Origin of the sequence: Limosilactobacillus caviae (genome assembly GCF_014635905.1) — a bacterium.
GTDB lineage: Bacteria > Bacillota > Bacilli > Lactobacillales > Lactobacillaceae > Limosilactobacillus > Limosilactobacillus caviae.
The window spans coordinates 529,240-541,555 of the sequence record NZ_BMDS01000001.1 but is presented as its reverse complement, the minus strand read 5'-3'; the positions used below and the strand labels follow the sequence as shown (position 1 = coordinate 541,555).

14 protein-coding genes are annotated in these 12,316 nt (G+C 38.7%); 3 read left to right on the top strand and 11 right to left on the bottom strand.

Annotated features, from left to right (window positions below):
- Positions 1 to 26: 26 nt before the first annotated feature.
- Positions 27 to 563: a TetR/AcrR family transcriptional regulator gene (locus IEU90_RS02360; protein WP_163704547.1), complete on the bottom strand. Its 537-nt coding sequence runs from the start codon at positions 561 to 563 to the stop codon at positions 27 to 29.
- 281 nt (positions 564 to 844) lie between these two features.
- Between IEU90_RS02360 and IEU90_RS02355 the strand changes: the two genes are divergently transcribed.
- Entirely contained in the window at positions 845 to 1,096 is a 252-nt protein-coding gene (locus IEU90_RS02355; protein WP_153709100.1) for a PspC domain-containing protein, read from the top strand.
- A gap of 61 nt (positions 1,097 to 1,157) precedes the next feature.
- On the opposite strand, the gene IEU90_RS02350 is transcribed toward IEU90_RS02355, so the two are convergent.
- Genes IEU90_RS02350 through IEU90_RS02330 form a run of 5 tightly spaced genes read right to left on the bottom strand, consistent with a single transcriptional unit; the run spans position 1,158 to position 4,028 of the window.
- Positions 1,158 to 1,997, bottom strand: a complete 840-nt coding sequence (locus IEU90_RS02350) for a DUF6681 family protein (RefSeq protein ID WP_153709101.1) — start codon at positions 1,995 to 1,997, stop codon at positions 1,158 to 1,160.
- 18 nt (positions 1,998 to 2,015) lie between these two features.
- Entirely contained in the window at positions 2,016 to 2,495 is a 480-nt protein-coding gene (locus tag IEU90_RS02345; RefSeq protein WP_188357660.1) for a hypothetical protein, read from the bottom strand.
- Positions 2,496 to 2,554: 59 nt separating this feature from the next.
- Entirely contained in the window at positions 2,555 to 2,992 is a 438-nt protein-coding gene (locus IEU90_RS02340; RefSeq protein ID WP_153709103.1) for a Fur family transcriptional regulator, read from the bottom strand.
- A gap of 52 nt (positions 2,993 to 3,044) precedes the next feature.
- Positions 3,045 to 3,611 (bottom strand): guanylate kinase, encoded by a 567-nt coding sequence (locus IEU90_RS02335; protein ID WP_153709104.1) that lies wholly within the window; start codon positions 3,609 to 3,611, stop codon positions 3,045 to 3,047.
- A gap of 6 nt (positions 3,612 to 3,617) precedes the next feature.
- Positions 3,618 to 4,028: a bis(5'-nucleosyl)-tetraphosphatase gene (locus tag IEU90_RS02330; protein ID WP_153709105.1), complete on the bottom strand. Its 411-nt coding sequence runs from the start codon at positions 4,026 to 4,028 to the stop codon at positions 3,618 to 3,620.
- Between the two features lie 129 nt (positions 4,029 to 4,157).
- On the opposite strand from IEU90_RS02330, the gene IEU90_RS02325 reads away from it, so the two are divergent.
- Positions 4,158 to 5,552 carry an APC family permease gene (locus IEU90_RS02325; RefSeq protein ID WP_153709106.1) on the top strand — a complete coding sequence of 465 codons (1,395 nt, stop codon included), beginning with the start codon at positions 4,158 to 4,160 and terminating at the stop codon, positions 5,550 to 5,552.
- Positions 5,553 to 5,731: 179 nt separating this feature from the next.
- Positions 5,732 to 7,039 (top strand): MFS transporter, encoded by a 1,308-nt coding sequence (locus tag IEU90_RS02320; protein ID WP_153709107.1) that lies wholly within the window; start codon positions 5,732 to 5,734, stop codon positions 7,037 to 7,039.
- Positions 7,040 to 7,108: 69 nt separating this feature from the next.
- Here IEU90_RS02320 and IEU90_RS02315 read toward each other — a convergent pair whose 3' ends face one another.
- The 5 genes from IEU90_RS02315 to IEU90_RS02295 form a co-directional block, all read right to left on the bottom strand.
- A complete protein-coding gene (locus IEU90_RS02315) occupies positions 7,109 to 8,410 on the bottom strand; it encodes a hypothetical protein (RefSeq protein WP_153709108.1) in 1,302 nt (433 codons plus the stop codon).
- A gap of 115 nt (positions 8,411 to 8,525) precedes the next feature.
- Positions 8,526 to 9,599, bottom strand: a complete 1,074-nt coding sequence (locus IEU90_RS02310; protein WP_188357659.1) for an ABC transporter substrate-binding protein — start codon at positions 9,597 to 9,599, stop codon at positions 8,526 to 8,528.
- On the bottom strand, positions 9,596 to 10,414 hold the full coding sequence (locus IEU90_RS02305; RefSeq protein WP_153709110.1) for an ABC transporter permease: 819 nt from the start codon (positions 10,412 to 10,414) through the stop codon (positions 9,596 to 9,598). Before IEU90_RS02305 ends, IEU90_RS02310 begins: the two co-directional genes overlap by 4 nt.
- Positions 10,414 to 11,220 (bottom strand): ABC transporter permease, encoded by an 807-nt coding sequence (locus tag IEU90_RS02300; protein ID WP_153709111.1) that lies wholly within the window; start codon positions 11,218 to 11,220, stop codon positions 10,414 to 10,416. Before IEU90_RS02300 ends, IEU90_RS02305 begins: the two co-directional genes overlap by 1 nt.
- The gene (locus tag IEU90_RS02295) at positions 11,220 to 12,311 is read right to left on the bottom strand and encodes an ABC transporter ATP-binding protein (protein WP_188357658.1); all 1,092 of its coding nucleotides are present in this window, start codon (positions 12,309 to 12,311) and stop codon (positions 11,220 to 11,222) included. Before IEU90_RS02295 ends, IEU90_RS02300 begins: the two co-directional genes overlap by 1 nt.
- Positions 12,312 to 12,316 lie beyond the last annotated feature (5 nt).

The following is a 12,316-nucleotide window of genomic DNA, read 5'->3' as shown; positions in this document are numbered from 1 at the left end:
ACCTCAAGCTTTATCCTTTCATAATTTTACTTAGTTAATGATCGTGTTGCTGATCGTGCAAATTTAACAACATCTTCTGTTGGCACGTCATAGTTATTGCCTTGCCACCAGTAGAATGTTCCAATGATTGCACCGCTTAAAACATAAGCTAACATTTCTGGGTTTTCAGCCTTCTTTAATGCGATAACAATCGGATCGTTAGTCTCAATATTCCGGCGCTCTAATAAAATCTGGCTTAAAATGTTAAGAATTTCTGTGTATAAAGAGCTTCGTGCACTATTAGGTGCTAGGTGACGAATAACTTCCTTGTTCTTTTCAATATATGACAACAATTGCTTAATAATATCATCTTCAGAATCAGTGTTTTCCGTCAACTTATTAATTTGAGCATTTAGCGTTTGCTCTAAAAGGTCATATTTGTCACTAAAATAACGATAAAAGCTACTTCGGTGTAACAAGGCCTCCTTACAGATCTGGTCAACCGTCAAACTCTCAAAAGAATTTTTTTCTAATAATGTTATCAATGCATTTTCGAAATCACGAATAGTTCTTGTAACACGCACAACGCTTCCCTCCCTAAATTATGATACAAATTTAACATAATTATTCTAGCTTGTTGCAATACAACACAACAGGGGTAATTAAAGATAATCATCTTCCTTTAAGACAATAATCAGTTTTTGTTCACAACCATTTTCAAATTTGTATCTTAATTAAACGAAATACTATATTATTCTCTTATCGCATTTCGGTCAAGCTTACGTAATACCCCGCTTATATTAACCCTCCCACTAAAAATACGGTATAATAGGGGTAACAAGTTAATATGATTGGAGGTTTCTTTATGGCAAAAACAAAAAAGCACTTAACTAAATCTAAAAACAAAGTATTTCTCGGTGTATTCGGTGGAATTGCAGATTACTTCGGTCTTGACGAGACACTGGTACGAATAATTGGTATCCTTGTTTTTGTATTTACTGGCTTTTTCCCACTAGGAGTCTTTTACCTATTAGCTGCTTTAATCATGCCTGAATATAACGGAAAAAATACAAATAATGATGACAATATTGTTGATGGTGAATTCAGAGAAAAGTAATATTTAATACTCAATAAAAAACTAGAAGCTGAGCATTTGAGAAACTCAACTTCTAGTTTTTTTAATCTTTATTTCGCTGCTTATATGCTACCTGAACTTGTAAACCGTAATCTTCTTCAGTTAAAATAGTTGATCCGCTTCGGCCTGCAATCTTATTAGGCCCACCGTTTACAACTACTGATGCGAGATACAGTCGATACTTGTCATGAGCAGTATGAACGTCTGTCAACCCAATCTTAGTAATATGACCAACTGCGTGCCGTTCCATTTGATTGATTCCAATATAAATCTCAAGGCGGTGACGCAATTCATCATGTACCAGTTCAAAGTATGGTGGCACAGACTGTGAATTTAAAGCTGTTACTGGCTTATCAGTGGCATGATACTGCTCAACAATCTCTTTTTCACTCAAGCCGTCATACCCATTGACGAAAATTCCTTCCATTAATAGTTGATCGACAACCTTATGCAAGTTTCGTTGCTCGTACTCATCAATGGCTACAGCAGCCGGGATAGTATCATCAGCTGTAAAAATACCATTAGAACGTTTTGCCAATTCAGCCGCTAATCGTTGTTGGGCATCAAGCGGTGTTTTTGATTTACCATCATCAAATTTCTGACCGGTAATCTTTGCAACCCGTGGTGAAATGACATCAAATTTGGAAGTCTTTTCTAAGAAATAAAAGACGAAATTCAAGTAAATAAAATATGTCAATCCAATTACTGCTAAACAATATAGAAATGCTCGCAACCAAACGTGGTTCATAAAGAGCCGGAAAGTAACATAGACTAAATAAATATCACCTAAAAAGGCAATCGCAATGTAGATCCGACTTTTTAACTTTACATCAAGGTTAAAATAACTCAATGACGAGTTAATCATATCAAGAAAACTAAACATTAATAACTCGCCTCCTTATTATTCAGTTGAGGTCGTTCCGGTTGTATTGCCGGTCGTACCCTGAGTGGTCGTTGTATTATTGTTAGTTGTTCCCGTCGATTGGGAAGTACTGTTACGGTTAGCACTAGTATTATCATTCGTGCTATTAGACCGATTTGTCGTTGTATTATTATCATTATTACCCGTTGAACGCGTTGTTTGATCCGTATCATTATCATTATCGCCAGTTGTCGTATTCGTACTGTTACTTGTTCGGGTTGCTGATGAACTGCTTGCACTCTCATCGTCATCATCACGATTACTTTGTGAATTACGACTAGATTGATTGCTCTCATCGTCTCCCGATTGTTGAAACTGGCGGCTAGTTGATACAGACGTTACCTTTGCACCTTCTGAAGTATGCGTTGCTTTGTTAACCACAACATTGGTGGCGCCTAACGCAAGCACTAATGATACGAGCGCAAACGGGGTTACTAATGGCGGTATCTTTGCTCCCATATTTCATTCTCCTTTTCCAGAGTATATAATACACGAAAATTGTGCTGATAAATATGAATTTATTGTAAAGATTTTGCCTGACATTCAGCACAAACTCCATGTAACTCAAATCGGTGACCAGTAATTTTAGCTCCTGGTAACTGCTTTTCAAAGAATTCTTTATCGATTGGCGGCATCTGAATTTCCTGAACTCGTCCGCAAACGTCACAAATAAAATGGTGATGATGAGTAGAATCACACGAATATTTAACTTGCATTTGGTCGTCTTGCTGGCGTAATTCAACAATCCCTAATTTTTCAAATTCCTTAAAATTACGATAAATGGTGTCATGGCTTAATCCCGGATATTGTTTACGGAGATATTGGTCAACCTCGGCAATATTAAAATATCGGTCAGGATAGCGTGCCACGGATTCAATCATTTTTTGGCGCTGTTTTGTCCAACGCAAGTGATTTTTTTTAACAACTGCCCGCGCTTGATCAACTAATTCCTGCATCATCTCACCCCCAAGATTAGAAGTGTTATTTTACCATACTTTAATTTTAAATTCATTTGGATAGGATTTGCTTAACAATTGCATCTACTTGTTCTTTTGTCTTCTTCCACTGGTCATTTACCACTACATGTGCTATCCCCTTTAAGGCATCAGGCAAAGCAAGGTCACGATGATATTCCTTACTGTGTAACCGTGACCTAATAGCGCTTATTTTATCACCACGAAGCGTCATGCGCTTAGCTAAGGCATCTATATGAGTAACGGTGAGAAAGATTATTACTGCTTTTGAACCAAGTTTTTGATGATAGGTAATTGCTCCTGCTGTATCGAGGACAATCACATCATTGTGACCATTCTTCCATCCCTCTTCAAGACTTTCAAAAGAAGACCCGTACTGAAACTGATCGTACTTTATTTCCTCCAGTAGATGTAGTTTTTTCATTGATGCCGATGTTTCAAAGTGATAATCGACACCGTCTTTTTCATCTGCTCGGGGCAACCGGGTAGTATGCGTAATCACTCGCTGCATATCATAATACTCCTGCAAGTAATTGGCGACAGTTGTTTTCCCTGATCCAGCGGCACCAGTAACTACAAAGACATAATTATTCCCTTTCATAATTACTTAGCTTAAATGATTATGAACTTGATCTAGTAGTTCTTTTAAATTGTCGTACGTTAATCTTGCTCGTGCCTCATCATAGTTAAACCAACCATAATTTTTAATTTCTTCTGCCTGCAAATGAATATCTTCCTTATTATCCAACTCTGCGGTATATAAAGTCATCTGCTTACGGTTGCCGTTTGGTAAATCATACTCGGTGTAAACCTTAAAACTCGTATCAATCGGTAATTCAAGTTGGGTCTCTTCTCTTATTTCACGAATGGCCGTTTCCTTTAATGACTCATGACCTTCTACATGCCCCTTGGGAAATCCCCAGAAATGACCTTTGTTTTGACTTTCCAATAATAAGTATTCAATTCCATTTTCGCCTTGACGATATACAACTGCTCCACTAGTAACTTCAATAGCCATTTTATCCCTCTTTTGTAATTAAAATTTTCTAATTGACTTTTAATATTGATTAAAGGTATCATTATTAATTATAAACGTGGCGAACCATTTCGGCACGTACAATATATTATAGCAAAGGTGGGTTAAAAGATGAGCTTAAACATTATGCGAAAAGAAAGTCTTGATCGATATCTTGGTGAGGACAAGCTTTTCGTTAAATCAATGAATGCTCGTGATCTCATGGCGATTGGGATTGGTACTGTTATTGGTACCGGGATTTTTATTCTCCCAGGAACAATTGCCGCAAAATCAGCTGGACCAGGAGTGTCATTGTCATTTCTGTTTTCAGCAATTGTCTGTGCACTGGCTGCAATGTGTTATGCCGAGTTTGCTTCTGCATTGCCGGTCGCTGGGAGCGCATACTCATACGGAAATGTAGTGTTTGGTGAATTTCTTGGTTGGCTGCTTGGTTGGGCATTAGTCCTTGAATATATGCTGGCGGTTGCATCTGTTTCAACTGGATGGGCAGCCTACTTTAATACCCTGCTTGAAGCTGTCGGGATTCACCTTCCTAAAGCGATCTCAGGTCCATTTGATCCAGCTCATGGTACCTACATAAATATCGTAGCGGTTGTGATTGTCCTTTTAATTACAGTGATGCTTGACCGAGGAATGCAGTCTTCAATTCGTATCAATAATATTGCAGTCTTTCTTAAAATTGCAATTATCCTGATTTTCATTATTGTCGGCTTCTTCTTCATCAAGCCAAGCAACTATCATCCTTTCTTGCCATATCACATGAAAGGCGTTATCCACGGAGCAACAATTGGTTTCTTTGCTTACCTTGGTTTTGACTGCGTCTCTAGCTCTGCTGCTGAAGTTAAAAATCCTAAGCGAAACATGCCATTGGGGATTATCGGGACGCTTGCCGTCGCAACAATCTTGTATACGGGAGTAGCAGTTGTGCTAACGGGAATGGTTAAATACACTAAACTTGATGTTGCTAACCCAGTAGCATTCGCCCTCCAAATGGTTCACCAAGACTGGCTAGCCGAATTACTATCAATCGGTGCCTTAATCGGAATGTTTACAATGATGGTTTCCATGATTTATTCTAGTTCACGTCTTATTTATGCAATTGGACGTGACGGCCTTCTTCCTTCATTCCTTGGCAAGCTTGATAAAAAGACCCACTCGCCACAAATCGCGTTATGGATAGTTGCAGTTATCATTGCAGCAATGGGTGGGCTTGTTTCCTTAGACCAACTAACTAGTTTGGTTAATATCGGGACATTATTTGCATTTATGCTTGTGTCATTTGGGATTATTCCTCTCCGCAAGCGAAAAGATATCGGTAACCGTGGTGGTTTTAAGGTTCCTCTTTACCCCGTCCTGCCAATCATTTCTGGCCTTGCCTGTCTCGCAATGATGACCCAGTTGCAAAAGGAAACTTACATTGGTGCCGCTATCTGGTTTGGTATCGGGATCATTATTTACTTCACCTATGGCTACTGGCATAGTAAATTAGCAAAAAATAATAATTAGAAATAGCTGAGGCTGTAATCTGAGAATGATGCAACCTCAGTTTTATTTTAGCGTTTTCACAAGGCAATTTGCATCAAACACTTATTTTTGTTAGGGTAATATTACTCACTATTTTATTTTTCACAAGGAGGAATCAAACAAATAGGCATAATTTAGATAAATAATACGCCTATTTTTTTATGGAATATACAAAGAAAAATTACAAAACAGCACCCTTATCGTCAATTCACTTACGCATATATCTTGCCCTTGTTTTTGGTCAAATTGCTTGCGGCTTTGCCCTTGGAATCAGCGGGACCGCACTTGCTCAGGCTAGTAACTATATCAATATTAATGACTTTTGGACTGGTCTGATCGGTGCCGGAAGCCTAATCGGGTTAGCAGGCAGCGCATTAATGGGTAAAATATCTGATCAATTTGGTCGACGAAAGATGTTGATGCTCGACATGTATCTTTTTTCTGTATTCTCTATACTACAATTAATAACCACAAATCTTATTATTCTTTTTATTTTACGGATCCTGATCGGTTTAATGATTGCAATTGACTATACTGTCGGAAATGCACTGCTGGTCGAATGGCTGCCAGCTAAAGAAAGCGGTCGGTTACAAAGCCAGTTAATTGTTTACTGGACAATCGGTTTTATTGCCTCATATATTACCGGAATTCTAATTACCGGGTTCGGGGCGCACAACTGGCAGGTTATCCTCGCGTCAAGTGCTATTCCTGGATTAATTGCTGCAGTCTACCGGTCATTTTTCCGCATTCCAGCATCGCCAAGCTGGTTAGCAAACCAAGGAAAGAACCATGCTGCCCAAAAAGTAATTCAAAAACATCTTGGTAAAAAATGGGGTCTTTCATTAAAGCAAATTCGTAGTAAAAAGCCCTCGGATATCTCACTTAAGACTCTGTTTAGCCCCCAATATCGCCGGCGGACAATTGTTGGTGGCCTATTTTATGCTTGCCAGGCATTTTCTTTCTTTGGCATCAGCATCTTTTTGCCAATCCTTTTAGAAGGGATGCATCTTGGTAACAGCAGCCTCTCTGGGATTATCTATAACAGTTGTATCTTTATCGGTGTAATTATCGGTAGCTGGATATTTAAGATTATCAGTCGCCGAATGTTTTTAGTTGGTACATTTTTTCTTTCAGCCATCGCGTTAATCTTACTAATCCTTGGAAACAATTTTTCTTCGGTCATGCAAATTAGTATTTTTGCTATTTTTGCCATAATCCTGTCTGCAGGACTTGTTTTAGACTACCCCTATCCCACAGAATTATTTGATATTAAGGTTCGCGCTAGTGGTGTTGGTACCTGTATCACTATCAGCCGGTTTGGTGCTGCAAGCGGAACCTTTTTACTGCCGATCTTAACGCACTTAGGCGGACCGGCCTTAGCTATGCTTGTCTGCACGATTGTTCTTTTAATCGGTGGGATAATTTGCCTACTATGGGCACCTGAGACTTCACCTAAATATATGAAATAATTAGCAGTAACCGCTTCTGCACTAACAGGGGTGGGACAGAATTAGACACATATGTTCCGCCCCGCTCTTTTATTTTTGACTATTGCTTGCAAATAAGTATTTTCGATCATGAAAAATCACAAAGATTCCTGTAATGATAAAGAGCAGAATCATGCTTACCCGTAGATAAAACATTTCACGACTATACTGTAACTCTTGCTGATGGTCGATATACGGAATTAGCAGCGCACTTTTGTTATCCAGTTTAAAGAATGAAATTACTTCTAGCATTCCAAAGAGCGCAACTTGATTACATAATGAGCCAAAAACCGATAACTTTTGATCGATGCTATTATCATCATCCGGCGCCTGAATTTTTACCCACTTACCTAATAGTAACGAGCTTAGAACAGTTACTGCCGTCCCAACCAGGTATGTTCGATCGGTGTAAGTTAAGAACAAGCCTAAAAATAATACTCCTAGGGTTGCCTTATAACGTATTCCTAAGTCTATCTTTTGAAGGCGATGATTCAAAAAGCCGGTTAGCATCCCACAAGCCATCAATTCAATAAAAACGATAAAAATCCAATAAACTTTATTCTGTTGAAATGCAAATAACAGAGTATAAATAATGACATAATTCTTTATTGCTCCTAGCCAGATCCGAAAAAGCTTAAACGGTTGGCCAAAAATATTACGTAATTCTAAGATAATTCCTAAAATCGCAAGGATAATCAATACCCAGCTAAAGTCAGATATTCGGCCAGTTTTTTTGAAAAAACTGATGATAAATACAACGACAAGAACCGCCAGTGCCGGAAATGCTGTTTTGAGGTTGAATGAAAATTTAAGATTAAGCGGTGCTTTTTCCCGCTTAACGACAATATAAGCATATAAGACTTCAAGTCCTAGAATAACGGTATAAAAAATAAAGCCGACGACTAAGGGAGTTTTCATTAATAAGAAACCTAGCGCCAGCAATCCGCCAATAACACTAAGCCCCGCAATTATATTCACTCGCTTAAAATTAATTCCTGCAACTTCCTTATTAGGATCGCCAAGCAATTTTAAGCCTGTAACACCAAAACCAATTAAAATTGCAGCAGTACTAGCCAGCCACTCAAAGCGGAAATAAATACCAACACAGGCAAATATTCCACCTACAAAGGCGACTAATGAACAAAACTTAGTAACGCCTGACCATGATGCTAGATTTAAATGTCCATCTAAAATAAACGGCATTACTTTTTCAACGGTATAGACAAAAATAAACGGCCACACAAAAGTTATTACATTCGCGTGCGCAATAATAGAAAATGCAAATAATAACGTTGGAAATAAAATATAGCTTCGGGCAACGAATTCATGGTTAATCGCTAAAAATTTCTTCATAAGCTGCCTCCTTTTTGCCGTTTACTCTTAGTAAAGCACATCCCCAGTTAAATTAAAAAGAATAGGACTTCTAACACCCTTTTTAGCGCTAGAAATCCTATTATATTGCTAATAATTATTTGGCAAACATCTTAAACTCTAAGAACAAATCGTTATATTCGCCTAAAACTTTTAATGGAAGATCACGATAAACCTGAAGATGCCTCATCGTTGTTTCGGGTGGATAAAAGGCTTTATCGTTTGTAATTTTCTTTGGCAGCTCCTTTTTAGCCGCTTCATTTGGCGTAGCATATCCGACATATTTCGCATTTTGAGCCGCATTCTGTGGGTCTAACATAAAGTTAATAAATTCATAAGCAGCTTTTTTATTCCGCGCAGCCTTAGGGATCACCATATTGTCAAACCATATATTACTCCCCTCACTCGGAACAACATAATGAAGGTGCGGATTGATATCCATCATTTCACGTGCATCACCCGAGTAAGTTACCCCGACGGCAGCTTCGTCCTGTTCCATGTACATTTTCATCTCATCAGCAATAATTGCTTTTACATTTGGCGTCAATTGCTTTAAATGGGCTTGCGCAAGCCGCAATTGGTGATAATTAGTTGTATTAACAGAATGGTGCTGTGTAATAAGAGCAACAGCAAAGACATCCCGAGCACTATCAATCAGCATCACATTATTTTTCAACTGCGGATTCCAGAGCTGTTCCCAGTGCTGGACATCTTCTGCACTTACTTTTTGATCATTATAAATAATTCCTAAAGTACCCCAAAAGTAGGGAACAGAATAACGATTATCAGGGTCAAAAGACTGGTTGAGGAATTGTGGATCAATATAATGAAGATTAGGCAGCTTATGATGATCAAGCGGGGCAATTAAATGTTCTTTTTTCATCCGCTGAACAGTATACTCACTCGGGATAACAACATCATAATTTGTCCCGCCCTGACGAATTTTTGTTAGCATCGATTCGTTACCATCAAATGTTTCATAATCAACGTGGTACCCAGTTTGATGTTCAAACTTGGTTATCAATGCCGGGTCGATATAGTCTCCCCAATTATAGATTGTTAGTGTTTGCTTACTACCACCCGTTTTTTGCTGGTTAAAGGCAACATCACCAAGCGCTAGCAAAACACAGATAGCAACAATCGCGAGGAAGGCAGTAAATAACTTTTTCATTGAACATCCCCCTCTTTAACAGCAACAATCCGGGTACGACGACCGCCCCGCTTACTAATAAGATAGTACCCAATTACTAAAAGAAGCGAAACAATAAACATCAATGTAGATAGGGCATTAATTTCCAAGTTAATTCCTTGACGGGCACGAGAATAGATTTCAACTGACAGCGTTGAGAACCCATTTCCCGTAACAAAGAAAGTCACTGCAAAATCATCTAACGAATAAGTAAAGGCCATAAAATAACCAGCAAAAATCCCTGGTGCAATCGATGGCAATATTACCCGGGAAAGTACCTGCCAGCGACTAGCCCCGAGATCATAAGCCGCATCTACTAGTGTTGGTGACATTTCATTCAATTTCGGCAATACCATTAAAACGACAATTGGAATACAAAAGGCAATATGACTCAGTAGAACCGAGATAAAACCTAACCGCACCCCAAGCATGGTAAAGAAAATCAAAAAACTGGCACCAATAATTACATCTGGTGAAACCATTAAAACATTATTTAGTGATAATAAGCTGTTTTTCCACGGTCGGCGTGCATCTTTAATTGCTAAGGCCCCTAGAGTACCAATAATAGTTGCTAATAGTGATGCCAGAAAAGCTACTAACAATGTATTAATAACAATTGCAATCATCCGTGAATCCGCAAGCAGGTCCGCATAGTGCTGCCAAGAAAATCCATGATATTTTTCCATCGTTTGCCCACTACTAAAAGAAAAAATAACCAAGTAAAGGATTGGCGCGTATAAAATCACAAACACGAGGGCGAGATATAGCGTCCCCCATGACCATCGATGCTTCTTCATTAACGGCGTCCTCCTTTCTGTTTATTATCTCCAGTAACAAACATAATAATAAACATTGCAATAATAAGGACAACTCCAATCGTTGAACCCATCCCCCAATTCTGCGTTGTAAGGAAATGCTCTTCAATTGCGGTCCCTAGAGTAATTACTCGATTTCCACCGATCAATCGGGTAATCATAAAGAGTGATAGCGATGGGATAAAAACAGCCTGGATTCCCGCTTTTACCCCCGGCATGGAAAGAGGCCAAATCACTCGCCGAAATGTTTGCCAGTGGGTAGCCCCTAAATCATAACTAGCATTTATTAACGATGGATTAATCTCAGCCAGATTATTAAAGATTGGCAAAACCATAAATGGTATCTCAATATAAGCAGCTACAAACATAAAACTAGCGTCGGTAAAGAGAAGCTGATGACTTCCAAGGCCCATAAATTGGAGGAATCCGTTGATTGTTCCCGTCCGGCTGAATAAACCGATAAACGCGTAAGTCTTCAATAGTAAATTGATCCATGTTGGCAAAATTACCAGTAGGAGCCAAAATTGCTTATTAGGCAGCTTATTGAGTATATATGCTGTCGGGTAGCTGATTACTAATGTGACAAGCGTAATCAGGAAGGCATACCAAACAGAATTAAGCGTCATCTTAAGGTAAACGCCTGATGTTAGATATTCAGCATAATTATTGAGGGTCAGCTGACCATTAATATTGAAAAATGATTGATACAGAATTAATACCAATGGAGCGATTACAAATAGAATAATCCACAATGTGTATGGCACTATAAACATTGCTTTTTGCCGCATTAGTCCCCCTCCTCGTAGCTGTCAAGACGCGCATCAAAGTCTTCTTCGCTTTCGTTATACCGCATAACATGAATATCTTCAGGGTCAAACGTAATTCCGACCTCCGCGCCAACCTTTGTTTTATGAATTGAATTAATTTTCCACTTATGGTTTCGCCGATCAATTACAGTGATTTGATAATCGACACCTCGAAAAAGCTGTGTTTCAACCGTGCCAATAAGTTTTCCTTTCTCAACCGTCGTAATATCAAGATCTTCAGGACGAATTACCACTTCGACTCTTTCATTTGGCTTCATCCCCGCATCCACACATTCAAAATCCTGACCGTTAATTGAAACTACATAATCTTTTTTCATAATTCCAGGTACAATATTACTTTCACCAATAAAATCAGCGACAAAATGATTAAGCGGTTCATCGTAAATATCGACCGGCGTGCCGCTTTGCTGGATTTTACCCTCATTAATAATCATAATCTGATCACTCATCGCCAATGCCTCTTCCTGGTCATGAGTAACAAAAATAAAAGTAATTCCAAGGCGTCGTTGTAATTGCCGTAATTCGGTCTGCATCTGAACCCGGAGTTTATGATCAAGGGCAGATAAAGCTTCATCTAATAATAATACTTTCGGTTTATTAACTATTGCCCGGGCAATAGCAACCCGCTGTCTCTGTCCACCCGACATTGCCGTAATTTCACGATCATCATATCCATCTAGCTGGACAAGATGTAATGCTTCCTTTACTCGTTGCTTAATTTCTGCTTTCTTGACACCCTTAATTTGTAAACCAAACGCAACATTTTCCGCAACATTCATATGAGGAAAAAGTGCATAATCCTGGAAGACCGTATTTACTTGCCGTTGGTTAGCCGGAACGTTATTAACCTGCTTTCCATCAAAATAAATCTCACCGCTGCTAGGATGATCAAACCCGGCAATCAAGCGTAAAATGGTCGTTTTTCCTGACCCTGATGGCCCTAATAAGGTATAAAATTTTCCAGTCTCAATTTCAAAACTTATATCACGCAATATAACGTTATCATCATACTGTTTACTTACATGCTGAAATTCCATTACGTTTCTTACCATCAGCG